This window comes from Saccharothrix sp. ALI-22-I (genome assembly GCF_001984175.1).
In the GTDB taxonomy this organism is placed as follows: Bacteria; Actinomycetota; Actinomycetes; order Mycobacteriales; family Pseudonocardiaceae; genus Actinosynnema.
This window is the reverse complement of sequence record NZ_MTQP01000066.1, coordinates 549,295-565,629: the sequence shown is the minus strand read 5'-3', so window position 1 is coordinate 565,629 and position 16,335 is coordinate 549,295. Positions and strand designations below refer to the sequence as shown.

The 16,335-nt window shown below is 69.9% G+C and carries 12 protein-coding genes and 4 tRNA genes; 12 read left to right on the top strand and 4 right to left on the bottom strand.

Annotated features, from left to right (window positions below; all coding sequences use genetic code 11):
* Positions 1 to 46: 46 nt before the first annotated feature.
* The gene (locus ALI22I_RS31000; RefSeq protein WP_238598668.1) at positions 47 to 2,134 is read right to left on the bottom strand and encodes a cellulase family glycosylhydrolase; all 2,088 of its coding nucleotides are present in this window, start codon (positions 2,132 to 2,134) and stop codon (positions 47 to 49) included.
* A 454-nt stretch (positions 2,135 to 2,588) separates the two neighbouring features.
* Between ALI22I_RS31000 and ALI22I_RS30995 the strand changes: the two genes are divergently transcribed.
* A complete protein-coding gene (locus tag ALI22I_RS30995) occupies positions 2,589 to 3,308 on the top strand; it encodes an SDR family NAD(P)-dependent oxidoreductase (protein WP_077009051.1) in 720 nt (239 codons plus the stop codon).
* A gap of 147 nt (positions 3,309 to 3,455) precedes the next feature.
* Here ALI22I_RS30995 and ALI22I_RS30990 read toward each other — a convergent pair whose 3' ends face one another.
* Positions 3,456 to 4,070, bottom strand: a complete 615-nt coding sequence (locus ALI22I_RS30990) for a class I SAM-dependent methyltransferase (RefSeq protein WP_077009050.1) — start codon at positions 4,068 to 4,070, stop codon at positions 3,456 to 3,458.
* Positions 4,071 to 4,309: 239 nt separating this feature from the next.
* On the opposite strand from ALI22I_RS30990, the gene ALI22I_RS30985 reads away from it, so the two are divergent.
* Positions 4,310 to 5,668 carry a serine hydrolase domain-containing protein gene (locus ALI22I_RS30985; RefSeq protein WP_077009339.1) on the top strand — a complete coding sequence of 453 codons (1,359 nt, stop codon included), beginning with the start codon at positions 4,310 to 4,312 and terminating at the stop codon, positions 5,666 to 5,668.
* A 6-nt stretch (positions 5,669 to 5,674) separates the two neighbouring features.
* Here the strand turns inward: ALI22I_RS30985 and ALI22I_RS30980 are convergent, their stop codons facing one another.
* A complete protein-coding gene (locus tag ALI22I_RS30980) occupies positions 5,675 to 6,487 on the bottom strand; it encodes a DUF3152 domain-containing protein (protein WP_077009049.1) in 813 nt (270 codons plus the stop codon).
* 79 nt (positions 6,488 to 6,566) lie between these two features.
* Here ALI22I_RS30980 and ALI22I_RS30975 point away from each other — a divergent pair, with 79 nt between their 5' ends.
* Positions 6,567 to 7,232 carry a response regulator transcription factor gene (locus tag ALI22I_RS30975; protein WP_077009338.1) on the top strand — a complete coding sequence of 222 codons (666 nt, stop codon included), beginning with the start codon at positions 6,567 to 6,569 and terminating at the stop codon, positions 7,230 to 7,232.
* The gene (locus tag ALI22I_RS30970) at positions 7,229 to 8,965 is read left to right on the top strand and encodes a sensor histidine kinase (RefSeq protein WP_077009048.1); all 1,737 of its coding nucleotides are present in this window, start codon (positions 7,229 to 7,231) and stop codon (positions 8,963 to 8,965) included. The genes ALI22I_RS30975 and ALI22I_RS30970 overlap by 4 nt, the downstream gene beginning before the upstream one ends.
* A gap of 1 nt (position 8,966) precedes the next feature.
* Here the strand turns inward: ALI22I_RS30970 and ALI22I_RS30965 are convergent, their stop codons facing one another.
* On the bottom strand, positions 8,967 to 9,623 hold the full coding sequence (locus ALI22I_RS30965) for a pentapeptide repeat-containing protein (protein ID WP_077009047.1): 657 nt from the start codon (positions 9,621 to 9,623) through the stop codon (positions 8,967 to 8,969).
* 802 nt (positions 9,624 to 10,425) lie between these two features.
* Here ALI22I_RS30965 and ALI22I_RS30955 point away from each other — a divergent pair.
* The 8 genes from ALI22I_RS30955 to rfbB all read left to right on the top strand — a co-directional run bounded on the left by ALI22I_RS30955 (position 10,426) and on the right by rfbB (position 16,210).
* Positions 10,426 to 11,922, top strand: a complete 1,497-nt coding sequence (locus tag ALI22I_RS30955) for an ABC transporter substrate-binding protein (protein WP_077009045.1) — start codon at positions 10,426 to 10,428, stop codon at positions 11,920 to 11,922.
* A complete protein-coding gene (locus ALI22I_RS30950; RefSeq protein WP_238598667.1) occupies positions 11,919 to 13,730 on the top strand; it encodes an ABC transporter permease subunit in 1,812 nt (603 codons plus the stop codon). Before ALI22I_RS30955 ends, ALI22I_RS30950 begins: the two co-directional genes overlap by 4 nt.
* 267 nt (positions 13,731 to 13,997) lie before the next feature.
* Positions 13,998 to 14,071: transfer RNA gene (locus tag ALI22I_RS30945), tRNA-Leu, on the top strand.
* A 24-nt stretch (positions 14,072 to 14,095) separates the two neighbouring features.
* Positions 14,096 to 14,168, top strand: a tRNA-Leu gene (locus ALI22I_RS30940).
* 6 nt (positions 14,169 to 14,174) lie between these two features.
* Positions 14,175 to 14,247 (top strand) — tRNA-Gln (locus ALI22I_RS30935).
* 18 nt (positions 14,248 to 14,265) lie between these two features.
* A tRNA-Gln gene (locus tag ALI22I_RS30930) sits at positions 14,266 to 14,338 on the top strand.
* Positions 14,339 to 14,427: 89 nt separating this feature from the next.
* Entirely contained in the window at positions 14,428 to 15,210 is a 783-nt protein-coding gene (locus ALI22I_RS30925) for a GntR family transcriptional regulator (RefSeq protein ID WP_077009044.1), read from the top strand.
* Between the two features lies 1 nt (position 15,211).
* Positions 15,212 to 16,210: a dTDP-glucose 4,6-dehydratase gene (rfbB, locus tag ALI22I_RS30920; protein WP_077009043.1), complete on the top strand. Its 999-nt coding sequence runs from the start codon at positions 15,212 to 15,214 to the stop codon at positions 16,208 to 16,210.
* The last annotated feature ends 125 nt before the right edge of the window (positions 16,211 to 16,335 follow it).

Genomic DNA, 16,335 nt, shown 5'->3' with positions numbered 1-16,335 from the left:
TGGTGCTCCGGGCCGCCGGCCGTGGGGCAGGTCAGGGCAGGTCGGGTCAGGTGGTGGTGCCGGTGACCGACGTGCCGGACTTGGTGACGTAGTAGGTCACCGTGGCGCCGCTCCAGTAGTGGAACGTGAGCGTCACCCGCGAACCATCCGTGACGTCGGTGAAGAACGCGGTCGTCAGCTTGGTGGTGTTGGCGGTGTAGTCGGGCGCGAACGCCTGGTCGAACTCCTTGTAGGAGGTCCAGTTGTGCGGGCCGGCGTTGCTGCCGTCCGCGTACTTGGCCTCCATCGTGGCCAGCTGGTCACCGCGGAACTGGGTCGGGATGGCGAACGCGCTCGTCGTCCCGGTCGCGTTCTGGAGGATCGGCGTGTCGTAGGTGATCAGGTTGATCCGCCAAGGCACTCCCGCCGAGAACCGGGCGTGCAGCGTGGCGTTCGTGCCGTACGCCCGCGACCCGCTCAACCGGGTGATCGCCGCTGCCGTGATCGTGAGCTGGTCGCCCGAGACCGTGTAGTCCGTGCCGCGCACCAGGTCGGTGTTGCCCTGGCGCAGTCCGACGAACGACGTGCCGTTCAGGTTGAGCGTGAGCGCCTTGTTCGTGATCGCGGAGGCCTTGGCGCTGAACACCTGGTCCGACGACGCCGTGCCCGACCGCGTCGTCCAGCTCGACTTGATCTGGGCGAACAGCTCCGCGTCGCTCCACTGGAACGAGGTGCGGCCGAAGTGCTGACCGTTGTCCCACAACATCGTGGTGATCTTCTTACTCTTGGCGTAGTGGCCGAGGAATTCGAAGAACTTCAGCTTTTCGCCCTGCTGGACGGTGCCGACGTGGCGGTCGAAACCCAGCAGCCCGTATTCACCGATGATGACCGGGATGTTGCGCGCGACGAACGAGTTGTACACGCGGTCGAACGAGTCGGTCAGGTCCTTCTGGACGGTGGCGTCGAAACGCGTGCCGCCCGCGACGTTCACGCTGAACGGCCAGTAGCCGTAGAAGTGCACGGTCGCGATGAGGTTGGGGTCGTTGAGCGAGTTGAACGTGGTGGTCAACTCGTCCAGCCGGGCCTGCTCGGACGACGTGTGCAGGGTGGGCAGGACCAGCAGGCGGGTGGCGTTGCCGCCGCCCGAGCCGCGCACGATGCTGTGGAACGAGGTGTTGAGCTCGTGCAGCAGCTGCGCGTTCTGAGCGTCACCGGAGCTGTTGGCGAACTGCGGCTCGTTGACGCTCTCCAGCACCAGCTTGTTCGAGGAGTCCCGGAACTTGGTGGCCAGCTGGGTCCAGAGCGCGTTGTAGCGGGCGAGCACGTTGGTGCGGTCGGTCGGCATGGCGTTGATCCACTGCCACGAGTCGTGGTGGATGTTGATCATCACGTAGAAGCCGTCCGCCAACGCCCAGTCCACGACTTCCTTGACGCGGTTCAGGTACGCCGCGTCGATGGTGTAGCCGGGTGCCGATCCCTGGTGCGCGCTCCACGTGACCGGGATGCGGATGCTGTTGAAGCCCTGCGCGCGGACGTTGTCGAGCAGCGCCTCGGTGATGCGCGGGTTGCCCCAGGCCGTTTCGTCGCTGCCGACCGCGTCGAGCGAGTTGCCGAGGTTCCAGCCGGGCTGCATCGCCGCGACCTGCGCCATCGCGTCACCAGCCGGCGGCGCGCCGGTCGTGGTGGTCGTCGTTGTGGTCGTGGTCGTGGTGGTCGACGTGTCACCGGTGCAGGTGACACCGTTGAGCGCGAACGAGGTCGGGTTCGTGTTCGTGCCCGTCCACGACCCGTTGAAGCCGAACGAGACCGTGCCGTTGGTGGCGATGTGCCGGTTGTAGCCGACGTTGGCCGCGGTGACCTGGCTGCCCGACGAGGTGACCGAGGCGTTCCACGCCTGGGTGACCTGCTGGCCCGACGGGAAGGCCCACGTCAGCTGCCAGCCGTTGATCGCATCGCCCAGGTTGGTGATGCTCACGTTCGCGCTGAAGCCGCCCTGCCACTGGCTCTGCACCGAATACGCGACGCGGCAGCCCGTCGCCGCCTCCGCGTTGGTCGCGGCGACAACACCCGCGCTCGCGAGTAGCGACACCATTCCGGTGGCCAGCAGGCCGACCCGCCAACGAATTTTCCTCAGCTTGCCGCGCATATCGGACATGGCGCTCCTCGTAATCGCATGCGGCAGCGAGAAGGGTGGGAACCGAACGCGTGCCGACGCTGTCTCGGCATGATGTTGGCGGTAACAGATGGGTGGCGCAAGGGTTTCGACTGGAATTCGACTGCTGAGACGGTGGGTCAATGCGGGCTTCGCGGTGTGCTGTCGAATTGTTCGACGGGGCGCCGGTTCCGGTTCGACGAAATCAATCGAACGCATTCGACGGTCCGGCCGTCGGACCGGATCGACCAGGCGTCCGGTGTCCGTGTCCGGCGAACCGCGATCAGCGGCGCGGCAGCACCCGGGTTCGGGCCGCCGTCCCGGTGCGGTCCCACGACTGCACCGGTGTGCCGGGATCGGCCCACCCGTTGGTGACGTCACAAATGTGAACAATCGCGGGAATTATTGAGCCGGGAAGCGGATCGACCGGCGTGAATCGCGCTGATATGACCATGACATGACGAGAACAGCAGTCGTGACCGGTGGCGGGACGGGTATCGGCAAGGCGGTGGCGGCCGAATTGGTCAAGCAGGGCCTGGACGTCGTGGTCACCGGTAGGCGGGCGGACGTCCTCACCGCCACCGCGGCGGAGATCGGCGCGCGGCCGGTGGTGTTCGACGCCGCCGACCCGGCACAGGTCGAGGCGGCGTTGGCCGAGTTGCCCGAACGCGTTGACGTGCTGGTCAACAACGCGGGCGGCAACATGGCCCGCCGCCGTCCCGCGCCGGAGGGGTTGGCGGACGTGCGGGAGCTGTGGCTGGCGAACTTCGAGTCCAACGTGCTCAGCGCCGTGCTGGTGACAACGGCGCTGGAACCACGACTGGCCGACGACGCCCGGCTCGTCACGATCGGCTCCATCGCGGCCCGGCGCGGTTCGGCCAGTTACGGGGCGGCGAAGGCGGCGATCGAGGCGTGGACCGCGGACCTGGCGTTCGGGCTGGGCGGTCGCGGTATCACGGTCAACGTCGTCGCGCCGGGCGTCACCGAGGAGACCGAGTTCTTCGGCGGCACGCTGTCCGAGGAACGGCGCAGGAAACTCGTCGGCCAACCCGCCAACGGCCGCACCGGCACCCCGGCCGACGTCGCCGCCGCCGTCACGTTCCTGACCTCACCGGAGGCCGGCCACATCACCGGCCAGGTCATCGGTGTCAACGGCGGCGCGGGCCTGGGCCGCTGACCGGACCACCGTGACGCCATGGCGCGTGGTCGCCTTTCCCGCCACCACGCGCCATGGCGGCCAGTGACGACCCGGCGTCACCGGACGTCCGCGCCGACCTCGTCCCGAGGACCGCGAGCAACGACGACCGACCCCAGCGGGACCGCGCTAGGTGGTCGGCTTGACGGCGGCGAGGCGTTCGACGGTGCCGAGCTTGAGGCGTTCGCTGCGCCACACGGTGAAGCCCGCTTCGCGGACGAGCGGCAACGGGCGGCGGGTCTGGTGGTCGCCGATCATCCGGACAGTGATCTTGCCGAGCAGGCGCTGGACGAGGTTGATCGGTTTGTGGTGGCTGCCGACGTGGTCGAGGAGCAGGAGTTTGCCGCCCGGACGCAGTACCCGGTGCATCTCGGCGATCGAGGCGCGGTCGTCGGGAAAGCCGCACAGCCCGAGGGTGCACACGACGGTGTCGAACGACGCGTCGGCGAACGGGAGGGCCTGGGCGTCACCTTCGCGCAGGGTGACGGCGAGGCCGAGTTCGGCGGCACGGGCACGGGCCCGGTCGAGCATGGCGGGGCTGAAGTCGAGGCCGGTCAGCCGGACGTCGGGCGGGTAGTGCGGCAGGTTCAGGCCGGTGCCGATGGCGACTTCCAGCACGTCGCCCCCGGCCTGGGAACACACCCACTGCCTGCCGCCGCCGAACTGCACCCGTTCGAACACGCCGACGTCCCGGTCGTACCTGGACGCGTACTTGTCCCACTTGGCGCGAAGGTGTTCGTCCACAGAGGTCCTCCGAATGCGGCAAACGTCCCAATATCGGAACCCTGGCACGAACTGCCCAACCCGGCGCGCTGTCGCCCGCCGCCCGGCAAGGGGTACCACGTGAACGCATGCGGGTGTGCGTGTTCTGCGGGTCGTCCACCCCTGACTGCACCTGGTCCGAGGACAATCTCCTGCCGTGGGACACCGGAATCGGTAGCGTGGTCGAAACGACGTTGTCGCGCATCCGGGGGGAACCGGCGATGGACATGGATCACTGGCAGCACCGACTCTCGAACCTGTGTGCGGCGCACCAAGTACCCGGCGCCTCGCTGGCCGTGCTGGTCGACGGCGAGATCCACGAATTCGCGACCGGCGTGCTGCACCGCGGCACCGGGGTCGAGGCGACGACGGACTCGCTGTTCCAGATCGGCTCGATCACCAAGCTCTACACCGCGACCCTGATCATGCAGTTGGTCGCCGAGGGCAGGCTGGACCTCGACGCGCCGGTGGTGTCCGTGCTGCCGGAGTTCGCCGTCGCCGACCCGGTCGCCACGAAGACCGTCACGACCCGCCAACTGCTGTCGCACACCAGCGGTATCGACGGCGACTTCTTCCTCGACACCGGGCGCGGCGACGACTGCGTGGCCGCGTACGTCGCGGCGTGCGCCGGGCTCGGCCAGAACCACCCGCCGGGCGTCACCATGTCCTACAGCAACAGCGGGTTCACCGTGCTCGGCCGGATCGTCGAAGTGCTCACCGGCCAGGTCTGGGACGTCGCGCTGCGCGAACGCCTGCTCGACCCGCTGGGCGCGCACAGCACGGTGACCCTGCCCGAGGACGTGCTGAGATTCCGCTCGGCCCTCGGACACCTGGGCGAACCCGGTGAGGAACCCGTGCCCGCGCCCGTGTGGGGTCTCAACCGCTCCGCGGGCCCGGCCGGGATCATCAACGCCACCGCCGCCGACGTCGTCCGCTTCGCCCGCCTGCACCTGGACGGCGGACGGACGCCGGACGGCACGCGCGTCCTCGGCATCGAACACGTGGCCGCCATGCGCCAACCGCAGGTGGACGTGCCCATCCGACAGGGTTCCGGTATGCAGTGGGGCCTGGGCTGGGTCCTCTACGACTGGCCCGGTGGCCGCGTCATCGGCCACGACGGCGCGACGATCGGGCAGAAGGCGTTCCTGCGGGTGGTGCCGGAGGCCCGGGTCGCGGTCGCGCTGCTCACCAACGGCGGCGTGCCCGCCGAGGTGCAACAACGCCTGTTCACCGAGCTGCTGACCGAGCACGCCGGCGTCGCGGTGCCGCGGTTCGCCCCACCGGCCGACCCGCCCGCGGTGGACGTCACCCGGCACGTCGGCACGTACCTGCGCGAGGGCTACGAGGTCGAGGTGACGAACCGCGACGGCGCGCTGCACCTGCGCGGCGAGAACACCGGTGAACTCGCGCAGATCAACCCGGTGATCCACCTGGACCTCGTGCCGGTGACGGAGTGCCTCTTCGCCGGACGCCGCAACGAACACGAGCCGTGGGTGCCGGTGGTCTTCTACACGCTGCCCGACGGCTCGCCCTACCTGCACTTCAGCATGCGTGCGGCGCCCAAGACGATCGAGGTTTAGGAGGACCTAGGGGAACGGCCACCCGTTCGGGCGACAGACCTTGCCGTCCACCGGGATCACCACGCCCTGCGGCGCGCCCGCGATGATGGCCGCCACCTCGTCGTTCGACGTGCTGAACGTCTGCTGCATCATCACCGGCGCGGGCGCGCCGGGCGCCGGACAGGGGCGGTGGCCTTCGCCCAGCGCGTGCCCCACCTCGTGGTTGACCAGGTAACGCCGGTAGGAGTCCAGGTCGCCGTCGAACGCGACCGCGCCACGCACCCAGCGGGCCGCGCTGAGGTGCACCAGACCGCCGTTGCGGCAGGACACGTCCACCGGGATCTGGAAGCCGCACACCGCGCGGGCGGTGTTCTGCGAGGTCAGCCGGACCCGGATGGCGGCCGGCCCGGACACCCGTTGGAACGCCACGTCACCGCGTGCCGTCCAGCCGCGCGGGTCGGACAGCGTCTCCTGCACGAACGCGCCGAACGCCTGCTCGTCGAAGACCACGCCGTCCTCGACCTCCACCGCGTAGGTGCGCGCGTACCCCGTTCCGACGACCGGCGACGACCCCGGCACGGCGTGGAACGTCCCGCTGCCGTCCGTCGGGATCGGGCCGCCGTCGGGCAGATCCGAACTGGACGCGTAGATCCGCTTGGTAGTGGTAGTGGTAGTGGTCGTGGTGGTGGTCGTCGTTGTCCGGGCCGCCGTAGTGGTGGTCGTGGTCGCCTGTGTGGCGGTGACAGCGGACTCGGCGGTGGTGCGTTCGCCCGCGAACTGGAAGCCGGTCAGCACCAGGGCGGTGACGGCGCAGGCGAGCAGGAGCGTGCGGACGTTCATGACTCCAAGATCGACACCAACTGTGAAGAACCTGTTGCCGTCCTGCTCGATGGCCGTGAAGGTCGGCATACTGCCCCTCGTGTGCGCCCACATCCTCGTCGCCGAGGACAACCCCCACCAGGCGGAACTCGTCCGCCGCTACCTGGAGCACGACGGGCACTCGGTGGTGGTCGTGCACGACGGCCGCTCCGCGATCGACGAGGCGCGCCGGCGCAACCCCGACCTATTGGTGCTCGACGTGATGATGCCAGTCGTGGACGGCCTGGATGTGGTCCGCGTGCTGCGCGCCGACTCGGACGTGCCGATCGTGCTGCTCACCGCCCGGTCGGCCGAGGACGACGTGCTGCTCGGGTTCGACCTGGGCGCGGACGACTACGTGACCAAGCCGTTCCGGCCGCGCCAACTCGTCGCGCGGGTCCGCACCATCCTGCGCCGCGCCGGACGTGCCCGCACCACGAACGCGGCCGTGCTGAAGGTCGGGGACATCGTGGTGGACCCGATCCGGCACGAGGTCACGTTGGCGGGCGAGCCGGTGGGCCTGACGCCGATGGAGTTCCGGCTGCTGTCGACGTTGGCCGCCCAACCGCACCGGGTGTTCACCCGCGGCCAGCTGCTCCAGGACGGTTTCACCACCGAGCGGACCGTGGACGTGCACATCGTGAAGCTGCGCCGCAAGATCGAGCACGACCCGCGCCGGCCGCGTCGGCTGCTGACCGTCTACGGGATCGGCTACAAGCTCGTATGAGTCTGCTCTTCCGCTTCTTCGCGGTGTCCCTGCTGATCGCGGGCTCGTCCATCGCCGTCACCGCCTGGCTCGCCACCCAGGCCACCACCGGCAGCATCCGGCAGGAGCAGGGCGAGGCCCTGGCCACCGACGCCTCGATCTACGACCGGCTGCTCGGGTACGCGGCGGCCAACCCGGACTGGTCGGGCGTCGAGTCCACAGTGGACACCATTGCGCGGGAGACCGGCCGGCGGATCGCGTTGACCGCGTGGGATCGCAAGACCATCGCGGACTCCGGTGACGCGGGCTCACCACAGCTCCCGGTCAACCCCACCGTGGTGGTGGACCCGCTGAACGTGAACCCGGTGCTCAAACCCGTCGAGGTGGACGAGATCGACCCGCGCGCCGTGGGCCCGTTCAAGCTCACCCAGGAGGAGAGCGACAAACTGCGCGCACGGGCGCAGGCGGTCGCCGATTGCGACGGGCGGACCGTCGTCGTGGAGTCGAGCGGACGTCCGGTGTTGCGCGGGCAGAGCCAGAGCCGGAGGCCGACGTCGATGGACTGCGCCGTCGACGAACTGCTGTACGAGCCGACGCCGACCGAGCAGAAGGCGAGCGCCGAGCTGATCGAGCTGCTCAGGGACTGCCTCGGCCGCACGCCGAACGTGGAGTTGCCCCCGTTCCTGCCGTGGATCGCGACCACCAAACCGGACTGGCAACGCTCGCCGTGGGCGGAGGCATCGCCCGAGGAAGCGGAGTGCCTGGCCTCGGCACGGCGGGAACAGCTCGCGCCGTACGTCGCACCGCCCGCCCTGCTGTTCCTGACCGCCCCGACCGGAGCGGAACCGCCGACCATCGACCTGTCCACCGCGGGCGTCACGCGCATCACGTGGACGGCGCTCGGCATCCTCGCCCTGGCCGGGCTCGCCTCCTGGCTGACGGCGAACCACCTCGTCCGGCCGATCCGCGCGCTCACCGCCGCGACCCGGCGGATGGGCGCGGGCGACCGGGAGGTCCGGGTGACGGCGGCGAAGGGCGAGATCGGCGGGTTGGCCCGGTCGTTCAACACCATGTCGGCCAAGCTCGCCGACACCGAGCGGCAACGCCAGGCGCTGGTCGGCGATGTCGCGCACGAGCTGCGCACGCCGTTGAGCAACGTCACCGGGTGGCTGGAGGCGGCCCAGGACGGTGTCGCGGCGACCGATCAGCGGCTGGTGGCGCTGCTGTTGGAGGAATCGCTGGTGCTGCAACGCCTCGTGGACGACCTGCACGACCTGGCGCAGGCCGACGCGGGCACGTTGCGCCTGCACCCGGAGCCGATCGACGCGGCCGACGTGGTCGAGCAGGTGGTGGCCGCGCACGCGACGAACCGCGAGGTCACCGTGAGCGCGCGGATCGAGGGGGAGCTGTTCCTGGTCGCCGACCCGGTGCGGTTGCGCCAGGCGGTGGAGAACCTGGTCACCAACGCGATCCGCTACACGCCGGCGGGCGGCACGGTGTCCGTCGAGGGCCGGTTGGACCAGGGGGTCGTGATCGAGGTGGTCGACACCGGGGTCGGCATCGCGCCGGACGACCTGCCCCACCTGTTCGACCGGTTCTGGCGGGCCGACAAGTCCCGCAGCCGCACGACCGGCGGCAGCGGCCTGGGTCTGGCGATCACCCGGCACCTGGTGGAGGCGCACGGCGGGACGGTGTCGGTGTCCAGCGAACCCGGTGCCGGTACGACGTTCCGCATCACGCTGCCCGTGCCGTGAGTCAGTTGTCCTTCACGGTGATACCGAGGGTCTGGGCGAACATCGGGGCGAGGTCGAGTGCCTGGGTGAAGGTGATCGTGGCGCCCCGGAGCGAGGCGTAACCGTTGCGGATGCCCACCTCGGTGGCGTCGCGGAGATCCACCTTCTTCAGCTTGACCTGCTCGAACCGGATGTCTTCGAGCGTCGAGCCGGGGAACGAGACGTTGGTCAGTTCCGCTTCGGTGAAGTCCACATCGCGCAGGATGCTGTTCACGAAGGTGACATCGCGCAGCGTGGCGCCACGCAGGTTGATCGAGACCAGCTTGCAGCCGAAGAACGTCACGCGGCTCATCGCGGCCTCGAACATGGCCACCCCGGCGAACGCGCTGTTCGCGATCTCCGCGTCGAGCCAACCGGTTTCGGCCAGGTCGGTGCCGATGACCTGCACCCCGTGCAGCCAGACGTCGTTGAACCGGGACCGCCGCAGCGACCCGTCGGTGAACCTGACCGTGGACAGGACCGATTCGCTGAACCGCGCGTTGCCCGCCGTCTGCGCCGGGAATTCCCGGTCGGCGATGCGGACGACGTTGTAGTCGCCGCCCGGTTCCAGGTGCTCTTCGTCGTGGTCTTCGAGGTACGAGGCGAAGGGCAGGTCCACCAGGGCCCGGGGTTCCGGCATGAGGCCGATCGTAGCGAACCGAGCTGGTGCGCCGTGTGGCCGGCGCAAATGGTCGTACTCCCGCCAGAAGTGTCGCAAACAGCGGGCTGTGGCGACATACAAGGGAGGGGAATCACATGATGTCACGATTACACCGATCCATCGGTGCGCTGCTACTGGCGGTCGTCGTCTGAGCGGGGGCGTCGGCGGGACCCGCGTTCGGCGACACCTCGGCACCGGCCGAGTCCACCACGACCGAGCCCACCACGACACCCACGGCAACCGAACCGACAGCAACCGAACCGACAGCAACCGAACCAACCGAACCGAGCACGACGGAGCCGAGCACGACGGAGCCGACGACGTTCGAGCCCGCGGTCCCGGTCGAGCCATCAGTCCCGGCCAAGCCCGCCGATCCGGCGGCGGAACCGGCGGCGGAACCGGCGGAGGGATCGGTCGACCTGACGATCTCGGTAGCCTTCGACAAGCCCGCGTTCGTCGCCGACGGGACCAGCCGGACCCCGACGCATCGCAACCGGGCAGTCCACCCGCGCCCGGTGCCGGGCCGGGGCAGCAGCCCACGGCGGCCCCACTCGCAGCGACGGGCGCGAACGTGACCTGGCTCGCGCTGGGCAGGCTGCTCACGTTGCTCGCCGGTGTCGGCCTGGTGTTGCGCACCCGGCGGAGGGCGACCTGAGGTGAGTCGGGCACCGGGCGTACCGCCCGGTGCCGACCGGGGTGGTCTGACACACATGCTTTGTGAAAACGATAATCGTCTTGTTAGGTTGGCGGTGCCCCCTCACCCCAACGCTTGGACGACCCCGTGCGCCACCGCCTTCCCCTGTCCGCCGCCGTCACGGCTGCCTGTGCCCTCCTGCTGACCGGGTGCTTCGCCCAGAACGGGGCGACCGCGGACCTGTCCGGTGGGCGGATCAAGCTCGCGATGTTGCAACCCCCGCGTTCCGGCTTGACTCCGTTCAGCGACGACGCGTTCAAGCTCTCGCGCTGGTCCACCGCGGAAACGCTGGTCACCCTGGACGCGGACGGGAACGCGCAGCCTGGCCTGGCCACCGAGTGGAAGCGGACGTCCGACACCGCTTGGGAGTTCACCATCCGCCAGGGGGTGACCTTCCACGACAGCAGCGCGTTGACCGCGGGGGCCGTCGTCAACACCCTCACGCGTGCCACCGCCGCCTCGCCCAAGCCGCGCATCCTCGACGGCGTGAAGTTGACCGCCGAAACGTCGGGCACGTCGGGGGACAAGGTCGTCGTCACCACCGGTGACCCCGACCCGTTGGTGCCGCAACGCCTGTCCTCGCCGCAGCTGGCGATCCTCGCCGAAAGTGCCTACAAGCCCGACGGGAAGGTCGACCCGGTCGGCACCGGCAGCGGTCCGTTCAAGCTGGTCGCGGTGAACGGGACGACGACGGCCACGCTGGACCGCTACGACGGCTACTGGGGGTCGAAGGCCAACGCCGCGGGCATCGACGTCTCGTTCGTGCCCGACGGCACCGCCCGGGCCGCCGCGATCCGCAGCGGGGAAGCGCACATCGCGGAGGCCGTGCCGGTCTCGCAGGCCGCGCTGCTCGACCCGGAGACGATCACCGAGGTGCCGATGCCGCGCACCAACACCCTGTACCTGAACACGAAGGCCGGACCGTTCCAGGACAGCGGTTTGCGCGCCGCCGCACGTGAGGCGGTCAAGCCGGAGGAGATCGTTCGCAGCGTGTACGAGAACCGGGCCGACGTCGCCGCCGGGCTGCTCGGGCCCGCGCTGCCCTGGGCCGCCGAGGGGCGTACCACGCAGACACGGGCGTGGGCCGCCGACGCGAAGGGCACCGCGATCACCCTCGCCACCTTCTCGGACCGCGCCGAACTGCCCGAAGTCGCCTCCGTGCTGCAACAGCAGCTGGAGGACGCCGGGTTCACCGTGACGCAGGTCGTCCGCGAGTACGCGCACATCGAGGAGGACGCGCTCGCCGGGAAGTTCGACGCGTTCATCCTGTCCCGGGCGACGGTGCTCGACTCGGGTGACCCCGTGGCGTACTTGCAGTCGGACTTCACCTGCGAGGGCTCGTTCAACATCGCCCAGCTGTGCGACGCCGACGTGGACGCGGCGGTGCGGAAAGCCTCCGCCACCGAAGCCGGCGACCAGCGCCGTGCGGCGGTCCTGGCGGCCGAGGCGGCGGTGCTGAAGACCGACGCCGCGATCCCGATGCTGCACGAACGCGTCATCCAGGGCGACGCGACCTCGGTGGTCGACGCGGCCAAGGACCCGCGTGAGAGGACGCTGATCACGTCCGCCACCCGCCTGCGGTGACCGCGCTGTCGTCCACCCGCGCGGGTGTGCTGATCTCCCGTGCCGGTGGGCTCGCTGTCGTCGTCGCGGTGATCGGGCTGCTGCCCTGGCTGTCCGGGCGCGACCCGGCGCTGTCGGTGCTGAGGGCCCGTTCCGCCGAGCAGGAGCCGACGGTGGAGGCGCTGGACTCGGTGCGCCGCGAACTCGGCCTGGACGCCGGGCCGATGGCGTTGTTCGGCGACTGGCTGGGCGGTGCGCTGCGCGGTGACCTCGGCCGGTCGTGGGTCGGTGGTGTCGAGGTGCTGCCGTCCGTGCTGGCGGGGTTGAGGGTGTCGCTGACGCTGATGGGCGCGGCGCTGGCCGTCGCGCTGCTGTTGGTCGGTGCGCTGTGTGCGTCGACGTTGGTGCGCGGTTCGCGGGGGACGTCACGGACGCGGACCGGTGCGGCGGCGGCCGTGCTGGCGGCGTTGCCGGAGTTCCTGGTGGCCACGCTGTTGCTGGTGGTGCTGTCGGTGTGGTTGGGCTGGCTCCCGCCGTACGGGTGGCAGGGGCCGCAGCACCTGGTGCTGCCGGCGTTGGCGCTGGGCCTTCCGGCCGGCGGCATCCTGGGACGGTTGGTGGACGACTCGCTGCCTGCCGTCTTCGAGGAACGTTGGGTGGTGTTGTGGCGGTCCTGGGGGTGTTCGCCCGGTGCCATCGGACGGGCCGCGGTGCGCCGGGCGTTGCCTGCCGTGCTGCCGCAGTTCGGACTGGTCGCGGTGGGGTTGACCGGGGGAGCGGTCGCGGTGGAGGTGGTGTTCGCGGTGCCGGGCCTGGGTCGTACGGCTTTGGGCGCGGCCGAGGCGCAGGACCTGCCGTTGCTGCAAGGTTCCGTGCTGGCGCTGGTGCTGCTCGGTCTGGTGGGCGGGGTGCTCGTGGCCGGTGTCCGGCGTCGGATGCTCGGGCCGGCGCTGCGTGACGCCGCACTGTCCGCACCGCCGCCGGTGTCGGTTCCGGTGAGCCGGCTGCACCGCGCGGTCGTGGCGGTCAGCGCTGTCGTGCCGGCGGTCGTCATCTGCTGGGGGCTGCTGGGGGAGCCGCTGCGGGTGAACCCGATCGTCCGGCTCGCGTCGCCGAGTTGGGCGCACCCGTTGGGCACCGACTCGCTGGGGCGGGACGTGCTGGCCAGGGTCGGGCACGGGGCGGCGGCGACGCTCACCGTCACGTTGCTGGTGTGCCTGGGGTCGTTCTTGGTGGCCATGGTCGTCGGCTTCCTGCCGGGTTTGGCCGAGGGCGCCGCCGAGACCGCGAACGCCGTGCCGCCGGTGATCGCGGGCATTCTCGTCGCGGCGATCGTCGGCCCCGGTTCCGTGGGCGCGTCGATCGCGGTCGCCCTGGTCTCGTGGCCACCGCTCGCCGCCCACGCGGCGGCCTTGGTGCAGGAGATCCGAGCCGCCACCCACATCGCCGCCCTGCGTGCGCTCGGTGCCGGGCCGACGTGGATTCTGACCCGTCACGTCCTCCCGGCGGTGGCGGGTCCGGTCGCCCGTCACGCCGTCCTGCGGCTGCCGGGCATCGCGTTGGCGCTCGCGTCGTTGGGTTTCCTGGGATTGGGCGCTCAGCCACCCGCCCCGGAGTGGGGCCTGATGCTGGCCGAGTCCCTGCCGTACCTGGAACGCGCCCCGTGGGCCGCCCTCGCTCCGACGGGGATGCTGCTGCTCCTGGCGACGTTGGCGGTCTCGCTGTCCACCCTGCCGACGCCTCGGACTCGGGAACTGCGCCCTCTCACGCCATCCGCGCCCGATGTCCGGCGTACCCGGTTTTCGCGTCGGGTCGGGGCGGGTCGATAAAGCGTTGCATTCCCCAATGGGTCAAGTGCATCCTTGCTCCACACCACAGCGAAAGGGCGGAAGTCATGGCGGACATGCGGAAGCGAGGCCTGCGGGCCGTCCTGTCGCAGACTGTCCTATCGCGACAGCAACCGCTGCTTGAGCTGCGCGAGCTCCCGACATGACGTAAGTCCGGTCATGTCGAGGGAGCCGCCCATCGGGGAACCGATCCGGGCGGCTTCGCTATTTGGTGCACCCTGAAATCGAATTGATCACGCGCTGAGCGACGCGGTTCTAGCCCAATAGGTAGAGGCGTCTGGTTGAGGGCCAGTCCAGTCGGGGTTCGACTCCCCGGAACCGCACGGAGTTCCCGGCACCAATTTTCAGCCCCTGTAGCCCAACGGAAGAGGCAACGCGCTCAGAACGCGTCCAGTCCAGGTTCGAATCCCGGTGGGGGCACCCCGATCCCGGTTGGTGTAGTCGGCAGCACGGCGGATTTTGGATCCGTCCAGCCCAGGTTCGAACCCTGGACCGGGAGCCGCCGAACACCACCCGATGCCCGTTGGTCCAGTTGGCACGGACACCGCGTTCTGACCGCGGAGACCGAGGTTCGAATCCTCGACGGGCAGCAAGGTCCCTGTGGCCACCGCAGAGGCTGGGCCGGGGTGTGTTCGCGAACGACTCGTAGCTGCTTGTCGCAGTCTGTATGATACAGGTTATGACAGGTTCCCGGTCGCAGTGGCTCGCCGCTGAGCTGCGGGAACGGGTCGCGCTCGGTGACTACGGGCCGTCCGGGTCACTGGAAAGCGAAGCCGAACTGGGTCGCCGGTACGAAGTGAGCCGGGTGACGGTGCGGCGGGCCCTGGAACAACTCCGCGCGGAAGGGCTGCTGGCCTCCCGCAAGGGAGCGGGCTGGTACGTCGTTTCCGGCGCTTCGTTCGGGCAGTCCTTGGCGCTGGGCAGCTTCCAGCACGCCGGCTCGGCGGTCGCCGAGGCCGGTGTCCCGCTCGCGCGCACGGTGGTCGAGTACGGGTACGGCACCACACCCGACAGCGTGGCCCACCTGCTGGCCGTTCCCGGCAGCACGGAAACGCTACGGGTCCAGGCGTTGCGACGGGCCGGCACGACCCCGCTGGACGTGGTCACCGAGTGGGTTCCGCTGGCACTCGCGGCACCGGTCAGCCGCGTGGACGCCGAGGATCCGGGAACCTGGGAAACCCTGCGCCGCCATGGGCATCGGGTTGCCGTGGTCCGCCAGAGCATCGCCGCCACGGCCGCCTCCCAGCGCGTTGCGGACCTGCTCGAGGTTCCCGTCTCCACCCCTGTGCTGCTGGTCCGCCGTCTCGCCGTGGGACCGGACGACAAACCGATCGCCCTGTCCGAGCACCGCTACCTCGGACACCGCTTCCGGCTGGAGGTGGAATTCCGCGGCTGGCCTGCGACCGCAGGCGCCGAACCACCCGGAGTCGCCCCGGTCACCAGCACCGAACAGGAAGGCTGACATGCGTCTCCTCGTCACCGGAGCAGCCGGGTTCATCGGCTCGCACTTCGTCCGCCACTGGGTGCGCGAGCACCCGGACGACAGCATCGTCGCGCTGGACGCGCTGACCTACGCGGGCACCGAGACCAACCTCGCCGACGTGCGCGAGCAGATCACCTTCGTACACGCCGACATCGCCGACGCCGAGCAGGTGCTGCGCGACCACAGCGTCAACGTGATCGTCAACTTCGCCGCCGAGTCGCACAACAGCCTCGCGATCCTCGATCCCGGCCGGTTCTTCCGCACCAACGTGCTGGGCACCCAAGCCCTGTTGGAGGCCGCCCGCCAGGTCGGTGTCGAACGCTTCCACCACATCTCCACCTGCGAGGTCTACGGTGACCTCGCGCTGGACGCCGAACAGGCCTTCACCGAAGAGTCGCCGTACCGGCCGCGCACGCCGTACAACGCCAGCAAGGCGGGCAGCGACCACGCGGTACGCGCCTACTACGAGACGTTCGGCCTGCCGGTCACGATCACCAACTGCGCCAACAACTACGGTTCGCACCAGTTCCCGGAAAAAGTGCTGCCGCTGTTCACCACCCATGCGCTGGACGGCCGACCGCTGCCGATCTACACCTCCAAGGACAACCGCCGCGAGTGGATCCACGCCCTGGACCACGTGCGCGCCATCGACGCAGTGCTCGACCGGGGCCGGATCGGGGAGACCTACCACGTGGGCACCGGCGTCGAAGCCAGCGTCGAGCAGATCGCGAACCTGGTGCTCGACGAACTGGGCCTGCCCACGTCGCTGAAGCAGGAGGTACCCGACCGTCCTGGTCATGACCGCCGCTACCTGCTGGACTCCGCCAAGATCCGCCGCGAGCTCGGCTGGGAGCCACTGGTGGAGTTCGAGACCGGAGTGCGCGAGACCGTCCGCTGGTACGCCGACAACCGCGACTGGTGGGAGCCGCTGCGCGATCGTTCACCGGTGGCCGAAGGCGCGTGGGCACGCCACTCCTGAGCACGCTCCCGCACACGTCCGCGCAGTGCACACCCGTACGCAGGCCGCGCTAGAGCGGGCTGGGTGTGGCGGTGGCGAGGTGGGCGCTGTCGAAGGTCAAGGGTTGCCAGCGGGTGGTGCCGGTT